General features: G+C 35.1%; 11 protein-coding genes. 6 read left to right on the top strand and 5 right to left on the bottom strand.

What is annotated here, in order from left to right:
- Positions 1-36 precede the first annotated feature (36 nt).
- Positions 37-1,716 carry a gliding motility lipoprotein GldJ gene (gene gldJ, locus BUC23_RS13385; protein WP_073210261.1) on the bottom strand — a complete coding sequence of 560 codons (1,680 nt, stop codon included), beginning with the start codon at positions 1,714-1,716 and terminating at the stop codon, positions 37-39.
- Positions 1,717-1,915: 199 nt separating this feature from the next.
- Between gldJ and porU the strand changes: the two genes are divergently transcribed.
- From porU to BUC23_RS13360, 5 genes are all read left to right on the top strand, one after another.
- Complete coding sequence (porU, locus tag BUC23_RS13380; RefSeq protein ID WP_073210259.1) at positions 1,916-5,746, top strand: type IX secretion system sortase PorU; 3,831 nt, start codon at positions 1,916-1,918, stop codon at positions 5,744-5,746.
- A 38-nt stretch (positions 5,747-5,784) separates the two neighbouring features.
- Complete coding sequence (gene porV, locus BUC23_RS13375) at positions 5,785-6,954, top strand: type IX secretion system outer membrane channel protein PorV (protein WP_073210257.1); 1,170 nt, start codon at positions 5,785-5,787, stop codon at positions 6,952-6,954.
- An 80-nt stretch (positions 6,955-7,034) separates the two neighbouring features.
- Positions 7,035-7,517 carry a cytidine deaminase gene (gene cdd, locus BUC23_RS13370; protein WP_073210255.1) on the top strand — a complete coding sequence of 161 codons (483 nt, stop codon included), beginning with the start codon at positions 7,035-7,037 and terminating at the stop codon, positions 7,515-7,517.
- Between the two features lie 144 nt (positions 7,518-7,661).
- On the top strand, positions 7,662-8,660 hold the full coding sequence (gene pdhA, locus BUC23_RS13365) for a pyruvate dehydrogenase (acetyl-transferring) E1 component subunit alpha (RefSeq protein ID WP_073210253.1): 999 nt from the start codon (positions 7,662-7,664) through the stop codon (positions 8,658-8,660).
- Positions 8,661-8,668: 8 nt separating this feature from the next.
- Positions 8,669-10,336, top strand: coding sequence for a pyruvate dehydrogenase complex dihydrolipoamide acetyltransferase (locus tag BUC23_RS13360; protein ID WP_073210251.1), 1,668 nt, complete (start codon positions 8,669-8,671; stop codon positions 10,334-10,336).
- 57 nt (positions 10,337-10,393) lie between these two features.
- Here the strand turns inward: BUC23_RS13360 and BUC23_RS13355 are convergent, their stop codons facing one another.
- Complete coding sequence (locus BUC23_RS13355) at positions 10,394-11,626, bottom strand: glycosyltransferase (RefSeq protein ID WP_073210249.1); 1,233 nt, start codon at positions 11,624-11,626, stop codon at positions 10,394-10,396.
- Between the two features lie 121 nt (positions 11,627-11,747).
- Here BUC23_RS13355 and miaE point away from each other — a divergent pair, with 121 nt between their 5' ends.
- Positions 11,748-12,329 carry a MiaE family protein gene (gene miaE, locus BUC23_RS13350; RefSeq protein WP_073210247.1) on the top strand — a complete coding sequence of 194 codons (582 nt, stop codon included), beginning with the start codon at positions 11,748-11,750 and terminating at the stop codon, positions 12,327-12,329.
- Positions 12,330-12,395: 66 nt separating this feature from the next.
- On the opposite strand, the gene BUC23_RS13345 is transcribed toward miaE, so the two are convergent.
- The 3 genes from BUC23_RS13345 to BUC23_RS13335 all read right to left on the bottom strand — a co-directional run.
- Positions 12,396-14,267: an OmpA family protein gene (locus BUC23_RS13345; protein ID WP_073210246.1), complete on the bottom strand. Its 1,872-nt coding sequence runs from the start codon at positions 14,265-14,267 to the stop codon at positions 12,396-12,398.
- An 18-nt stretch (positions 14,268-14,285) separates the two neighbouring features.
- Complete coding sequence (locus BUC23_RS13340) at positions 14,286-15,203, bottom strand: PorP/SprF family type IX secretion system membrane protein (protein ID WP_073210245.1); 918 nt, start codon at positions 15,201-15,203, stop codon at positions 14,286-14,288.
- 65 nt (positions 15,204-15,268) lie between these two features.
- Positions 15,269-17,521, bottom strand: a 2,253-nt coding sequence (locus BUC23_RS13335) for a T9SS type B sorting domain-containing protein (protein ID WP_139259885.1), incomplete at its 5' end; no start/stop codon positions are given.

Genomic DNA, 17,521 nt, shown 5'->3' with positions numbered 1-17,521 from the left:
CTAATGAAAGGGCTTTGATTATTATTTTATGAAAAATTAATTTCTTGCTGATTTCTTTTTGTCCGATTTAGCACCGACTCTTGACATCGCACATCTAAATCCAATATAATCGGTAGCCATATCCTGTGGAAAGTACCTTCTTTGAGCTGGATCTAACCAGAAGGCTCTATCTCTCCATGATCCACCTTTATAAACTCTAACTTCATCGTTTATCAAAGTAGTTCTTTTGCTTGATTTATCATATTTTCTAACCATCTTACCTAAACTATCTGTTGTTACATTGTGTTTAGGAGAATTGTACATGATTTTCTCATCCTTCTGTTTTTCAGTTTCTGATTCAGATCCAAAGTTATAATACCTAGTAGATTGTTTATCCCCATCTCTGTAATTGACATTGTCGCTTTTATCAAAATTCTGTCTCAAATAAGTTTCTTGTTCATCAACTGGAACTTGAGCAATTTGACCTGGAAAATTTCTAGCGACGATTCTTCCATTACTCAAAGTATCGTATTTCATATTCTCTTTGGTAACGATTTCAACCTTACCGTCTGCGCCAATTTTATTTTTAGTATATTGATTTCCTCTAAAATAATTAAAATCATTAGATTCATTATCAATAATTGGTCTGTAGACATCTTGAACCCATTCGGCTACATTTCCAGCCATATCATACAATCCAAAATCATTTGCTGGATAGCTTTTTACTGCATTAGTAATATCCGCACCATCATCAGACCAACCGGCAATACCACCATAATCTCCATTTCCTTGTTTGAAATTGGCTAATTGATCACCTTTGCTTTGTCTTTTTCCTGAACGAGTATAATCTCCCGACCAAGGATATTTTTTCTGTCCTTTGTAAATATTATACTCTCTTTGCCCTACATCTGCTGCAGCTGCATATTCCCATTCTGCTTCAGTTGGAAGTCTGTATTCAGGAAGAATAATTCCAGAAGAACGTTGTGCATAAATATTTTTCGCTTCGGTTACTTTACCATCTTTCCCGGCTTTAGGCGCTCTTGCTCCTTTTTTACCTTTCAAAACAATCTCTTCGTTACCTCCATATGTTAACGTTGGACTATTTAAATATGTTTCAGTACTGAAAGAACTTTCTGCTGTAACATCTTGTGTTTTCGCATTTTTCTTTAGGTAACCATTTTTTTCCAACACAGCTTCATTTACACGATCTGTTCTCCATTTACTAAATTCAACTGCTTGAATCCAGTTTACCCCAACAACAGGATAATTAGCATAAGATGGATGTCTCAAATAATTATTAGTCATCGTTTCATTATAACCTAATCTATTTCTCCAAACTAAAGTATCTGGTGAAGCACCTTCGTATATATTTTTATAATTCTCTTCTGTTGGTGGGAATACTTGTTTTAACCAATCTAAGTATTCTAAATACATGAAATTTGTTACCTCAGTCTCATCCATATAAAAGGATTGAACGTGTTGTTGCGTTGGCGTATTATTCCAGTCATGCATAACATCATCTTGTACTTTACCCATTGTAAACGTACCCCCTTCAACAAAAACTAAACCAGGTCCAGCTTCTTGTTTTTTACTTTTCGAAGCTTTCTTACTATCCACATTCCATCCGGTAGCCCTTGACGCATTTTTGGAACTAGATTTTTTACTGCAACTAGCCAAACCTGCAATCATTAGTATTGACATTATCAATCGAAAGGCCAAAATTTTGTTTAGTTTCATACTCTTTAGTAGGTAATAATTTTAAAGTGACGCAATATAACAATTAACCATTAACTTGCAAAATGCTTTTTTAATAAAGTTTATCAAAAAATCATATTACAAAAACGCAAATTTATAATATTTATTATTTACAATTACACTAAATGATTTATTTTTACTCATTCGTAATAATTCAGTCTCAATCCCGTTAAAAAACACAATGAGAAAAACACTGTTAGTTTATTTATCTCTAATCCCATTTATCTCTTTTGCCCAAATTAATGGCAACATTACTATTGAATGGTTAGAAAAAAAAGAAATTCCTTTTGGGGATATCGTAACGAATGCTCCTCAATTTTTCGGCGAAAATTATTATTATGACGTCTCCAAAAAAGCAATAACTTTTTCTCTAAAAATATCAGAAGTAGGTTCTTTAAACAATAATGACATTCAAATTACCAATATTATTTACGAACCCGTTTCAGCATCTTACCTTGGCGATTTAGACCCAAAAAACATACCCGAAACACCTGAAGCTTACTTAAAAACAACGACTGCCCGAGAACTAAAATACACCTTTCTTGTACTTTCGCCCATAGTAAAAGATAACTTTGGATTCAAGCGAATCAAATCGTTTTCTTATAGTACAAAAAATAGTTCCTCCCGAATCATGCAATCTAATAAAAGCACAAGTATTATATCTAATTCTGTTTTAGCTTCAGGAGACTGGTACCAATTTTACATAGAGAAATCTGGAGTTTATAAGATTTCTAAAAGTTTTTTACAACAATTAGGATTCAGCACGAGTGGCATTGATCCAAAAAGAATAAAAATCTATGGCAATGGGGGCAAAATGCTTCCATTATCAAATAACACATATTACCCCTCAGACTTAACTGAAAACGCTATTGAGGTTATTGGAGAAAACGATGGTGCCTTTAACGATGAGGATTACATATTATTTTATGCAGAAGGTGTGGATACTTGGAATGAAGAAAGTCAAACCAATATTAACTTATACGACACAAAGTCTTACTACTATATAACAATTCAAGGAACTGAAGGAAAAAGAGTTGCCCCAATGAATCAACCTGCAGGAAACAGCACAATCACTATAAATACATTTGATGATCGACAATATCACGAAACAGATCTTGTAAACATCTCACATTTGGGTAGGCAATGGTTTGGCGAATCCTTTGACATAAATCAAGAACAAGAATTTGAGTTTAATTTTTCAAACATCGAACTATCTTCTGCAATCAAGATAAAGACAACAGCAGCTTCGGCAGCTTTTGCCCCTACCTCGTTCAAAATATCAGCAAACGGGCAAGAAATTGGAAACATCTCTTTTCCCGCTTTAAATACAAGTTCCGACACCGAATTTAATATCGGATCGCTGCCAAGCAACGTCACTTTCACTGCTTCCGAAAATGTAAAAATTAAATTAACGTACAATAACAACGGTGTTCCAGGATCAAAAGGATATCTTGATTTTATCCAGCTTATCGCCAAAAGAAAACTTCAAGGTTACGGAAAGCAATTCCATTTTCAATATGATTTATCAAATTCTAGTTTAGGAGTTGCAACTTATTCTATCGCAAATTCTGCAAGTATTCCTGAAGTTTGGGATATAACAGACCTCTATAATATAACAAAAGCTGAAAACACAAATCAGAGTACGTTTAGTTTTAAATCAAATCTAGGTGAGCTTAGAAAATATATTGCACTTGATGCGTCAGATTACCTTACTCCTTTAAAAAGCAGCAAACCTAAAATTGCTAATCAGAACTTAAAAGGAACAATTTTCAAAAATGCTCAAGGTCAATTTCAAGACATTGATTATGTAATTATAACTCCCTCTTTTTTAACAAATCAAGCAGAAAAACTAGCTATTTTTCATCGTTCGAAATCAAATTTGAATGTAAAAGTAATCTCTCTTGAATCTATTTATCTAGAATTTTCTTCAGGAAAACAAGATATTTCTGCTATAAGAAATTGCATCAAATATATTTATGAAAATGCCTCAACCCCTGAGAAACGTATAAAATATGTAAATCTTTTTGGAGACGCCTCATATGATTTTAAAAACCGAATTGCCAACAATACCAATATTGTTCCTATATACCACGCCTTAAAAAGTAATACATCTGGCGAAGCTTCATTTGCTTCTGATGATTTTTATGGATTAATGGATTCAAACGAAGGAAATATTATTTCCTATTTTGGAGGAATAGATATTGCTGTTGGAAGAATGCTTGTCAATGACAACAAGCAAGCTGATGAAATGGTAAATAAAATAATCGAATACCATGACTTAAAATCTTACGGTAGTTGGAGGAATAATATCGTTCTAGTTTCTGACGACTCAGATAGAACATCGGATGCTAGTTTACAAAACCGACAAAATAGCTTAGCAGATGGTATTGCTTCAGAAAAACCTTTTTTGAACGTCACTAAAATACTTTTAGACTCTTATATCCAAGAAGCATCCGCTGGTGGATTCCGATATCCAAAAGCAAGAACTGACTTTTTTAATGCTTTCGAAAAAGGAGCATTAATATTTAACTATTTGGGACATGGTGGAGAAGATGGTCTATCCAGCGAGCGCATTTGGGAGAAATCTGATGGCCAAAACTTAAGCAATCAATATAAATATCCCTTATTCATAACTATAACTTGTGAATTTTCTCGATTTGACAATCCGTCCAGACCTACTGCAGGCGAATATACATATTGGAACCCAAAGGGAGGGGCTATTGCTATGATCACAACCATTAGAGCAATAGGGCAATATAGTGCCGAAAATTTCAATGATGTATTATCCAAAAATTTATTATCATACGGATCAAATCAATATACATCTATTGCCGAAGCTTTGCGCATCTCTAAAAACAGCAACCCAAATTCAGCAACCAATGTAGTTTTTTACATAGGCGACCCAGCCTTGATGCTTGCCATACCAAAACCAAAAATAAGTCTTACAAAAGTTAATGACATTTCAGTATCGCAACCCACTGATGACTTCAAATCATTATCTAAGATAAAATTGACCGGAGAAATTACGGATGAGAATAACAATTTATTAACAACCTATAATGGTGAACTTTCCACAACTATTTTTGACAAAATTATTGCAAGAACAACATTTAACAATGACGGCAATAGTTCTCCAATAAATTTCAATGTATTAGGAGAAACTATATTTAGAGGAAATGCATCAGTTACAAATGGTAAATTTGAGTTTAGTTTTGTCGTTCCCCGAGATATCCGTATTCCATTAGCGAACGGAAGAATCAGTTTTTATGCCAAAAAAAATCAATTTTTAGAAAATGAAACCGGCTATAATACAAGCATCAAAGTGGGCGGAATAAATGAAAATGCAGTCGCAGACAATATTAGTCCAAGAGTTAAGTTATATATGAATGACGAAACTTTTGTTTCGGGAGGCACAACAAATGAATCTCCTTTCCTTCTTGCTTTTCTTGAAGATGAAAACGGCATAAATACAGCCAGCGGAATAGGTCATGATATTGTTGCGATATTAGATGGAGATGTGAATAATCCTTACATACTAAACGATTATTACCAAACAACATTAGACGATTATACTAGTGGAACACTTAGATTTCCACTACATAATTTATCATTAGGTTTACATACAATCACGTTCAAAGCTTGGGATGTTTATAACAATCCCATTATTATCGAAATTCAGTTTATAGTAGTTGGTGATGAAACCATAACATTGACGCACGTATTGAACTACCCCAACCCATTTGTCAATTATACGGAGTTTTGGTTTACGCACAATAGGCCTTACGAAGCTCTTGAAGTTCAGGTTCAAGTTATGACAATAACAGGAAAAGTGGTCTGGACTAAAAATCAGATCATTACCACCGATGGTTTTTTATCTAAAGATATTACTTGGGACGGTAAAGATGACTTTGGAAGTAAAATTGGAAAAGGAGTTTACATATATAAACTTACCGTAAAATCTAATTTGACTAATAAAAAGACTGAAAAGTACGAAAAACTTGTAATACTTTAATAAAATATTATATTTGTCCAATCAATTTTTACACAAAAATGAAAAAAATAGCTTTACTTTTTATCTGTTTTTTTATAATTTTTCTTGCAAACGCGCAGGATAGAGTTATTACAACAGGAGTTCCGTTTTTATTAGTTTCTGCAGATGCAAGAGCTGCCGGTATGGCTGATGTGGGAGTTTCTTCTTCTGCAGATGCCTTTTCACAACAGTGGAATCCGGCTAAATATGCCTTTGCCATAGACAAACAAGGTTTTTCCGTGAGTTACACTCCTTATCTTACGGATTTGGTAAATGATATTTCATTGGGACAATTGACTTACTACAACAAACTCAACGAGCGAAGTGCATTTGCAGCAAGCCTACGTTATTTCGGCTTAGGTAATATCGAACTTCGTGAAACAGGTAATCCTGATGAAGTACCCAGAATAGTTTCTCCAAATGAATTTGCCTTTGACGGTTCTTATTCATTAAAACTAAGTGAGCGATTTTCTATGGCAGTAGCAGGTCGTTACATTCATTCCAGTTTAAAAGTAGCGTCTGATAATGGCGATGCAACACCAGCCAGCTCATTTGCGGTTGATATTGCAGGTTTTTATCAATCTGAAGAAATTGCTTTTAACGAATTTAACGGAAGATGGAGAGGCGGATTTAACATCCAAAATCTGGGTCCGAAAATAAGTTATGACAACGATGAATTTAGCACTAATTTTTTGCCAGCCAATTTAAAAATAGGAACTGGATTTGATTTCATTTTTGATGAATATAATAAAGTAGCTTTAAACCTGGAGTTCAATAAATTATTAGTACCAACTCCACAAAACCCAGATTTAAACGGAGATGGAACAGTAACCACGGAAGAACGAGCTCAAAATTTTGAAGATTATCGCTCTATTGGATGGGTTTCCGGTGTGTTTAAATCGTTTGGAGATGCTCCAGATGGATTTGGAGAGGAATTAAAAGAATTCACCTATGCCGCAGGTGCTGAATATTTATACCAAGATTCATTTGCAATGCGAATGGGGTATTTTCACGAAAGCCCACAAAAAGGGGCACGTCAGTTTTTCTCGCTTGGAGCAGGATTTAAATACAATATCGTAAAAGTAGATGTATCGTACTTATTCTCAGCATCGAAAGTGAAAAATCCATTAGAAAACACACTCAGATTCTCACTTACTTTTAATTTCGGTGACAAGTACGATGAATATTAGTAGTCTTAAAAAAAATTAAATAACTATAAATCCAAATTTCATCTTGATGAGATTTGGATTTTTTTTCCTCAAAAAAAAGAATGAAAGAAATTTCCATAACAACTCAATTCACAGTTTTCGATTCAGTTAAAGAATTACCAAAAGATGTTTACAGCCTAATGGAAGAAGCAGTAGCCATCAGAAAAAAAGCGTATGCACCATATTCAAAATTTAGAGTTGGCGTAGCTATACTCTTAGACAACGGACAAATTGTTCTAGGTTCAAACCAAGAAAATGCCGCTTATCCTTCAGGACTTTGTGCAGAAAGAGTCGCTGTTTTTTATGCTGGATCAGTCTATCCGGAAGCAAAAATTTTAAAAATGGCAATCACAGCCGCTTCAGATACGAACAAAACAACTACTCCCATTCCCCCATGCGGTTCCTGCAGACAATCTATCGCAGAATATGAAATAAAACAAGACACCCCAATAGAAATTTACTTTATGGGAGAAGAAGGCGAAGTAAACAAATCCGAATCCCTAAAAAATTTACTTCCATTCATGTTTGACAAAAAATTCCTTTAAAAAACCCAAAAACTACTCTATAAATTTCACTTCTTAGATGTAATGTCTTATTTTTGCTTTTCGCAAATTTGTGTGAGGAAACTATTTTGCGTTATAAGTAACATTTTATAACACAATAACGCTTAAGCAAAAGAAAAAATCCAAATGAAAGAAGTTACAAAAGAGGTTTATTTAAAGTGGTATGAAGACATGCTGCTTTGGAGAAAGTTTGAAGACAAACTTGCAGCATTATACATTCAACAAAAAGTTAGAGGATTTCTACACTTATACAATGGTCAAGAGGCAGTTCTTGCTGGTGCTTTGCACGCAATGGACTTGTCAAAAGACAAAATGATTACTGCATACCGAAATCACGTACAACCAATAGGAATGGGTGTTGATCCAAGACGTGTAATGGCAGAACTTATGGGTAAAGTTACCGGAACCTCAAAAGGTATGGGTGGTTCTATGCATATTTTCTCAAAAGAACACCGTTTTTATGGTGGACACGGAATTGTAGGAGGTCAAATTCCAGTAGGAGCTGGTTTAGCATTTGCAGACAAATATTTTGAAACCGGAGGAGTTACTATGACCTATTTTGGTGATGGTGCTGCTCGACAAGGTTCGTTACATGAAGCCTTCAATATGGCAATGTTATGGAAACTTCCAGTAGTATTTATCGTAGAAAATAACGGTTATGCTATGGGAACATCTGTAGAAAGAACAGCGAATCATACTGATATTTGGAAACTAGGTTTAGGATACGAAATGCCTTGTGGACCAGTTGACGGAATGAATCCAGTTAAAGTTGCCGAAGCAATGACAGAGGCTATTGATAGAGCTCGTCGTGGTGATGGACCAACATTCCTTGAAATGAAAACTTACCGATATAGAGGGCACTCTATGTCAGATGCGCAATTATACCGTACAAAAGATGAAGTGGAAGAGTACAAAAAAATTGATCCAATTACTCAAGTTTTAGATGTAATTAAAGATCAAAAGTATGCTACAGAAGAAGAGATTGAAGCTATTGATCAGAGAGTTAAAGATTTGGTTGAAGAATGCGTGAAATTCGCTGAAGAGTCACCTTATCCTGAAATCCAACAATTATACGACGTAGTATACGATCAAGAAAACTATCCATTTTTACCTCATAAACTATAAAATCAATTATGGCAACAATAATAACAATGCCTCGTTTGAGCGATACGATGACGGAAGGAACGGTAGCGGCTTGGCTAAAAAAAGTAGGTGACAAAATCAGCGAAGGTGATATCCTTGCAGAAATTGAAACGGACAAAGCGACAATGGAATTTGAGTCTTTCAATGAAGGAACTCTTTTATATATAGGTATCCCAGAAGGAGAAACTGCACCAGTAGATTCTTTACTGGCGATTATAGGAAATGAAGGCGAAGATGTTTCTGCTTTAATCGCTGGAAAAGCAACTCCTGCAACTCCTGATACGGCTGAAGCTAAACCTGAATCTAAAGAAACAGCAACTGTTCCTGCAGCTATAAAAGAAGAAACTACTGCGGCTCCTGCAATAGCGGTAGCTTCTTTACCAAAAGGAGTAATCGTAGTTACAATGCCTCGTTTAAGTGATACAATGACTGAAGGAACTGTAGCGACTTGGTTGAAAAAAGTAGGAGATAAAGTTGCCGAAGGTGATATTCTTGCTGAAATCGAAACTGACAAAGCTACAATGGAATTCGAATCTTTCAATGAAGGAACATTATTATATATTGGAATTCAAGAAGGAAATTCGGCTCCAGTTGATAGTCTATTGGCTATTATCGGACCTGAGGGAACTGATATTAGCGGTATTGCTGAAAATTATAAAACGGGTGGAGCACCGCAAGCTCCCGCAACAACTGAAGAAGCAAAATCAGCACCTGCTGAAAAAACAGCAGAACCAATTGTACAAGAAGCATCAACTGATGGACAACGAATTTTAGCATCACCATTGGCAAAGAAAATTGCAAGTGACAAAGGAATTCAATTGACACAAGTGAAAGGTTCTGGCGAAAATGGACGTATCGTAAAAAGTGATATCGAAAACTTTACTCCTCAAGCAGCTTCTGCTCCAGCTACCGCAACATCTGCACCGGCAAAAACAGAAACTGTAGCAGCACCAAAAGTATTTGTTCCAGCAGGAGAAGTCTTTACAGAAGAAATCAAAAATTCGCAGATGCGAAAAATCATTGCAAAACGTTTGGCAGAATCTTTATTTACTGCTCCTCATTATAACTTGACAATTGAAGTTACAATGGATGAAGCAATGAAATCAAGAGCAATAATAAACAGCGTTCCTGATACAAAAGTATCCTTTAACGATATGGTTATTAAAGCTTGCGCGATGGCTTTGAAAAAACATCCAAAAATTAACTCTCAGTGGAAAGAGGATGCTATTACTATCAACCACCATGTGAATGTTGGTGTAGCAGTAGCTGTTGAAGATGGATTAGTAGTTCCTGTATTGAAATTCACAGATGCCATGAGTTTATCTCAAATTGGCGGAAGCGTAAGAGATCTTGCCGGAAGAGCTAAAAACAAAAAATTACTCCCAACTGAAATGGAAGGAAGTACATTTACTGTTTCTAATCTTGGAATGTTTGGAATTGTTGAATTCAATTCTATTATCAACCAACCAAATTCTGCCATCCTTTCTGTAGGAGCCATTGTTGAAAAACCAGTAGTTAAAAACGGTCAGATTGTTGTTGGAAATACCATGATGCTTTCTTTAGCTTGTGATCACAGAACAATTGATGGCGCAACTGGAGCACAATTTTTACAAACATTAAAACAATTTATAGAAAATCCAGTTACAATGCTTGCGTAACAACTTGGTTTTTAAAATACAAATCCCGTCTCGTTTAAAAACTTGACGGGATTTTTTTTATTTGTTCTTAGCCTCAATCCAACGAGACATATATTTTGTACTGCTCAACGTATGATGTTGCAACATTGCTCCAAAAAAATTAGTTATTCGGTGTTGCTGCAAATTAGCTTGCAAAAATAATATTTGCTTATTAAAATCTTCAACAAAGAGCGCTTTTAAATACCGCTGATTGATAATAGTTAATCCGTTATATTGGGCTTCAAGCCACCGTTTATTATCATTGTATAACTGTACTGCTTCATCCGCAAACACTTGTGGACTATCGGTAACAGCACCATTCCACGGTAAATCACCATGCATTGATTCCGACCCAATAGTAGTTGTTACACTTGCCGTTCCACATTGCATCGCTTCTATCAATTTTCCTTTTACACCCGCACCAAAACGCAATGGAGCTAAAACAACACGAGCCTTCGAAACCACTTCTTGTGCTTTATCAGCACGACCTTTTATTAAAAACCCTTCTTTTGGTTGATGCAATTGCAGCACTTTTTGTGAAGGATAGGCACCGTAAATATTCAAAGCAACTTGAGGAAGTTGTTTCCTAATAAGCGGCCAAATGGACTCCTTCAGATATTGAACGGCATTCCAATTGGGCTCATGAAGAAAATTTCCGATGAAAACAAATTCTTTCCTTTCTTCAAAAGGCGGGAATTGTTCGAAAGCTGATACAGTTATTGGTTCCAATAAAAAAGGCAAATAATACAGAAGTGCTTTATCAATTTTAAATGTAGTTGTAAGTAACTCCATCTCAAATTTAGAAATCATTAAAGATAAATCACATCTCAAAATACTGGCAATTTCTCGTTTTGCCACTTCTTCTGTCATTAAATCTGAAGTCTGAAACAAACGATTTTCTTTGAATGCTTTTTGGCGTGCCAAACGCAAACAATGCAAATCTTCGGTATCTAATAATCGCAAGGCTTTTGGGCAATTATCAGTAACTCTCCAACCAAACTGCTCTTCCATCATAAAACGATCGAACAAGACAACGGTGGGGTTTAACTCTTTTACAAAGACATCAAAACTGGCACAATTTAAAGCAATTGATTTTTTATCGACACCATATTCTGCCAAAGCAACCATAAAATCACTGTCTTGAGCCGGACTCGCAAACGTTATGCTATATCCTTGATCTTTAAAAAGTGAAATCAATTGCAGCATCCTTCCTCCTGCCGCAGACGAATTGGGCTCAGGCCACACAAAACCAATTATTAAAAGTTGTTGCACTTGATTGTTGTTTGAATAAAATTATATATGCAAAATAATACTATTTTAGTGGCAATTCCTTTGTTTTGAATAAAAATCAGGAAGAAAACACTAATTTTACAACTAAATAAATTCCAATATCATGCTAGGTTTAAAATTAGCCACAGACCCACGTTGGGTAAATATAGTCGAATCGAACATAGAAGAAATCTTAACAGACCATGCTTGGTGCGAGCAAAAAGCAGCATCAAATGCCATAAGTTTAGTTACCTATAATTCTGAATTAGAGGAATTGGTTACTGAAATGTTAATCATTGCCAAAGAAGAATTAGACCATCTACAATTAGTTCATAATTTAATAAAAAGCAAAGGTCTAACATTAGGCAGAGAGCGCAAGGACCATTATGTAAATGAACTTTTTAAGTTCATGAAAAAAGATGGAAGCCGAAGAGATGCGCTATGTGATCGATTATTATTTTCAGCGATGATTGAGGCGAGAAGCTGCGAACGATTTAAAGTTCTTTCAGAAAACATAAAAGACCCCGAGCTAGCAAAATTTTATAGAGACCTTATGATTTCTGAAGCTGGCCATTACACCACTTTTATTGGTTTTGCCAAAAAATATGCAGATAACGTTGATGTTGACAAACGCTGGCAAGAATGGATTGACTTTGAAACTTCAATTATTATTAAGTACGGAAAAAACGAAACCGTACATGGGTAATATTCTTGAAAATAGTTATAAAAAAAGGATGTCTATTTTTGAACATCCTTTTTTTATAACTTATTGTTATTTGATAATCATGAATTCTGAACGTCTGTTTAAAGCATGTTCTTCTTCGGTACATTTCTCTTTGCAATCTACCTTTAGTTCTGATTCCCCAAAACCTTTACCTGTAATTCTTTCCCCGCTAATCCCTTTTGAAATGATATATGCAACGGTAGATTTAGCCCTTCTTTCCGAAAGGTCAAAATTATATTCATCAGTACCTCTAATGTCGGTGTGAGATTTTACATACATATTCAACTTATCATTTTGAGACATTACATAGACCAATTTATCCAATTCCACTGCACCTTGCGGCGTGATCTTGCTCCTATTGTTATCAAAATAAATTGGGTTTAATATAATTTCTGTTTCTGTTACAGTCATTTCGATCGGATCTATAAACATATCAATAGTCGTACGAACCCCTTTTTTAATCGTACTAAGAGGATAAGATTTAGTAACAAACCCATCTTTATAAACATCGATAGAAAATTGTTTTTGGCAATCAGTACTGTATAAAGCTTCTCCTTTATCGTTAGTTATCTTTGTATCTAAAACATTTTTATTAGCATCCAAAAAAATCACTCTGGAATTAGCTAATAATGCATTTGTTTTAGCATTTTTTACGATAGCAAGCATCTCTGATTTACATACTGGGATTGCATTATAGATATTATCTACACCCGCTCTATTACTGGATAAATACCCAATGTTTTTTTCTTTATTAAATGAAAATGAAAAATCGTCTTTTTCCGTATTGACAGGGCTCCCCATATTATGTGGCGAATCATTTTTATTCAAATCCACATAAAAAACATCTAATCCCCCAAAACCCATTAGACCATTTGAAGAAAAATACAAAATGCCATCATCAGATATAAATGGAAAATTTTCATCACCCACTGTGTTTATTTTATCTCCTAGATTCTCTGGTGTCCCAAAGGTACCGTCAGAGTTAACCGGTACTTTCCATATATCAGTACCTCCAATTGAGCCTGGCATATTTGAAGCAAAATAAAGTGTCTTTCCCTCTTTGTCTACAGATGGATTACCGTTAGAATAATTTTTACTATTGAATGGTAGCGGCGTAACTGATGACCATTTTCCACCATCCTTAACAGCCTTATACAAGCTAACTTGTCCAAATTTCAATTTTTTTGAATTATCTTTTATAAATAATTTTTCATTAAAACTTTCACTTGAAAAGTAAATCGTATTCCCATCTTTAGTCATCGTTAACGGACCTTCGTGGTAAATTGTGTTTAATTCTGAAATTGCGGTTGGTTCTGAATACGTTCCATCTATTTCATTATAGTTGGACTGATATAGATCTAAAAAAGGCTCATCATTCCATCCGTAAATTTTGCTTCCTTTATCTCTTGCACTCGCAAAATAAAGAGAATTACCATAGAGAACAGCCCCAAAATTAGATTTTTCAGAATTTACAGTGATTCTATTTATATCAACTAGCTTTTCAATATTTTTTAGCTTCACAAGATAATCAGGATTATTTTTGAATTCTATTGCTCTCTGATCATTAGGTGACATGGCAGCAAAAACTCTCATTTGTTTATCGGATTCTAGATATTTGCCATTTGATTTTAACATCTGCGCATAATTATAATAGGTCTCTAAACCTTGTTTAGATTCTACTGCTTTTGAATACCATTTTTCTGCTTCAGCGGTATTAGACATATTATAATAACAATCCCCTAGTTGTTTATAAACATAAGGGTCAGAAGTACCTTTTTCAACTAAAGACAGATACTCTTTAGCAGCTGAACTATATTCATATCTGTCAAAAAGTTTATCAGCACTCTTCGTATCTTTATTTTGTGCCATTAGTGAAATATTAATTAGCACTAAAAACAACAGTATAGTAATTTTTTTCATTAATTGTAAAGTTTAATATTAGAAAAATCTTGGAGAACGTGAAACTTTTTTAGCCGTAAATAGATCATACAACAAAATGAATTCATGAGAAGAAGGAGTGGTCACTTTCAGATCTGATATAATGTGATCATATGCATAACCAATTCTTAATTCTGGTGTTACTGCGAAATTCACCATTCCGCCAAAACTATCTTGCAATCTATAAGTGGCACCTATTTCGAATTTTTCTTTATATAAGAAATTGGCAGAAAGATCTAACGATGGGCTTACATTAAATGCTGATTTCAACATAAAAGAAGGTTTGAATTTTAATTCATAGTTTACATCAAAAACATACCCACCTGTCAAAAAATAATGGGATACATCTGAACCATATTCGCGTCCGTTATAATCTAAATGGGCTGATTTTGCTAGATTTGGAATTGAAAAAGCAACATAATAATTATCTGTATAATAAAATGCTCCTACGCCTAAATTTAATGATGCGTCATTTATATCTTGACCAAAAATACCTTCTGAAGGATCCGGTAAGGAAGATTGGATATCTCTCAGACCAACTTGATGAAATGAGACACCCGCTTTTATTCCCAATGCCAATTTGCTCGTCTCATTTAATTGCAAAGTATAGGAAAAATCTCCAAACACATTCTGTTCAGTTACAGGTCCAATTTTATCTGATATAAAAGACAAACCCAGTCCCACATTATTACCAACTGGCGCATGTCCAGAAAAAGTAAAAGAAGTTGGAGCATCTTCTATATTAACCCATTGCTTTCTATATAATGCTCCAAAAGAAATACTTTCTTTCGAACCTGCATAAGCAGGATTAACGACATTCATATTATACATATATTGGGTGTAATGAGGGTTCTGTTGCGCATTTGAATCTACATAGGCAATAAGAACTAAAAGAGAGGTCAAAAATATTTTATTCATATCTATTTGTTTTTCGTTTTATTCGCCCAAAAGATATTCATGGACTTCAAAAATAAATTAATTTATTATTTTTCTCTGATTAGATATATCCAACCTGTTTTTGATTGACCTTCATTAAGCTCAATTACATAATAATATGTTGCACTAGGCAGATCATCACCTTTATCTGACTGTCCTTTCCATTGGTCTGTATAATTCGATTGACTGTAGACCTTTATACCATATCTATCATATATCTGCAGTTTTTTGACATCCATTAATCTTAAATCGAAGTTGTCATTCGCTCCATTACCATCAGGCGAAATCCCTTTTTGGATATTACAAGTAATAGTTTCAACTGTTACTCCTTTTATAGTTTGACAACCTGTTGAAGTTGATGTTATTGTTAAAGTATAATTTAAAGGAAAAATTTCTTTTTCAGAAGTTGAAGCAATCAAATTCGAAACATTAAAAACATTAGAATTTGTCCCTACCGTTACACCTGCACTATCTTTCCATTCATAATCAATATTATTAGGATCATATGAATTAGACAATGGAGTAGCTGTTAACACATAATCTTTATCTGCACACTCTCCGTTAATTTCGAATTGAATTTGTTGAGGAATTGGTCTTATTGTCAAAGCCGCACCCTTAATATCACATGCAGTGTTATTCTTATATCGGACGCTTATTGTATATGTACCTGAGGCAACGTTTATGAAAACAGGACTGTCTTGAAACCCATTTCCAATACTGTACTCAGCGCCTGTTTGACTAACAAAAGTGATTTCTCCAGTTGAATTAGTACAAGTTGGTTGTTTATTCGTCGTTGCCGATGGTATTGCTGGAACTGCAGTGATACTTAGAATAACTTTAGTTCTACTCGCGCTTAAACAATTTCCAACGGAAGATTCTGCAAAATATGTTGCCGTCCCCACACCTACTTGAGTAGGACTTGATACAACAATTCCGCCTACTGCGGCAGTATACCATGTAATTGTATTCCCAGTAGCTGTTGCTGTCAAAGTTTGAGTGGTTGTTCCATTTGAGCAAACTGTCTGATCGTTAGCTATTGGATTTGGAACTACACCTACAATTGTTAAAGTAACAGCTGCACGAGTACTACTAGGACAAAGTCCGTTTGAAGATTCAGCATAGTAAGTAACTGTACCAACACCTACTTGCTTAGGATTTGGAACTAGACTTCCTCCAATAGCAGCAGTATACCATGTTACTGTATTACCAGTAGCTGTAGCTGTTAAAGTTTGGGTTGTTGTTCCATCTGTACAAACCGTCTGATTTCCACCACTAGTTGGGACAACAGGTCTCTGATTTAAAGTTAAAGTTACTGCAACACGTGAGCTGCTAGCACAAGCTGTATTATTGTTTACTGCTTCTGCATAATAAGTTATTGTTCCTAAGCTATTTAAAGCTGGATTCGTTACTTGATTTCCTCCTGTTGCTGCATTATACCAAACAATAGATTCGCCTGATTGCGCTGTAGCACCAGCAGTTAAAGTCTGAATTGGCGTATTAGCACATACCGTTTGATTGCCTCCACTTACAGGTACAACTGGTAATGGATTTATTGTTAAAGTTACTGCAGTACGGGAACTACTCACACAAGGTGTTGAATTACTGTCCGCTTCTGCATAATAAGTAACGGTACCTAATGAATTCAATGTTGGGTTTGAAACTACGTTTCCTCCTGTAGCTGCATCATACCATACCACTGTTTCTCCAGCTTGAGCCGATGCCATAGCCGTTAATGTTTGAATTGGTGATGAAGCACATACTGTTTGACTACCTCCGCTCGTTGGAGCAATTGGAGTAGCATTTAAAGTTAAAGTTACTGCAACACGTGAGCTGCTAGCACAAGCTGTAGCATTGTTTACTGCTTCTGCATAATAAGTTATTGTTCCTAAGCTATTTAAAGTTGGATTCGTTACTTTATTTCCTGCTGTTGCTGCATCGTACCAGACTATTGATTCTCCTGTTTGAGCTGTCGCTCCAGCAGTCAAAGTTTGAATTGGAGTCGACGCACATGCCGTTTGATCTCCAGTGCTTGTTGGAACAAGTGGTTTTGGATTAATAGTTAAGGTTACTGAAGTTCGAGAGTTGCTTATGCATGGTGTTGTGTTTTTCACCGATTCAGCATAATAGGTAATTGTTCCTAATGCACTTAAAGAAGGATCCGCCACTACACTACCTCCAGTTGCTGCATCATACCAAACTACTGTTTCTCCTGCTTGAGCCGATGCCATAGCCGTTATTGTTTGAATTGGTGATGAGGCACATACCGTTTGACTACCTCCGCTCGTTGGAGCAATTGGAGT

It is taken from the genome of Flavobacterium xinjiangense, from assembly GCF_900142885.1.
GTDB lineage: Bacteria > Bacteroidota > Bacteroidia > Flavobacteriales > Flavobacteriaceae > Flavobacterium > Flavobacterium xinjiangense.
Note: the sequence above shows the minus strand (reverse complement) of the source record. Positions and strands in the feature narration are given on the sequence as shown.

Excerpts from the sequence above, each read along its gene's own strand:
- porU (WP_073210259.1), top strand. The coding sequence starts at position 1,916 with ATGAGAAAAACACTGTTAGTTTATTTATCTCTAATCCCATTTATCTCT.
- BUC23_RS13360 (WP_073210251.1), top strand. The coding sequence starts at position 8,669 with ATGGCAACAATAATAACAATGCCTCGTTTGAGCGATACGATGACGGAA.
- porV (WP_073210257.1), top strand. The coding sequence starts at position 5,785 with ATGAAAAAAATAGCTTTACTTTTTATCTGTTTTTTTATAATTTTTCTT.
- pdhA (WP_073210253.1), top strand. The coding sequence starts at position 7,662 with ATGAAAGAAGTTACAAAAGAGGTTTATTTAAAGTGGTATGAAGACATG.
- gldJ (WP_073210261.1), bottom strand. The coding sequence starts at position 1,716 with ATGAAACTAAACAAAATTTTGGCCTTTCGATTGATAATGTCAATACTA.
- miaE (WP_073210247.1), top strand. The coding sequence starts at position 11,748 with ATGCTAGGTTTAAAATTAGCCACAGACCCACGTTGGGTAAATATAGTC.
- BUC23_RS13345 (WP_073210246.1), bottom strand. The coding sequence starts at position 14,267 with ATGAAAAAAATTACTATACTGTTGTTTTTAGTGCTAATTAATATTTCA.
- BUC23_RS13340 (WP_073210245.1), bottom strand. The coding sequence starts at position 15,203 with ATGAATAAAATATTTTTGACCTCTCTTTTAGTTCTTATTGCCTATGTA.
- cdd (WP_073210255.1), top strand. The coding sequence starts at position 7,035 with ATGAAAGAAATTTCCATAACAACTCAATTCACAGTTTTCGATTCAGTT.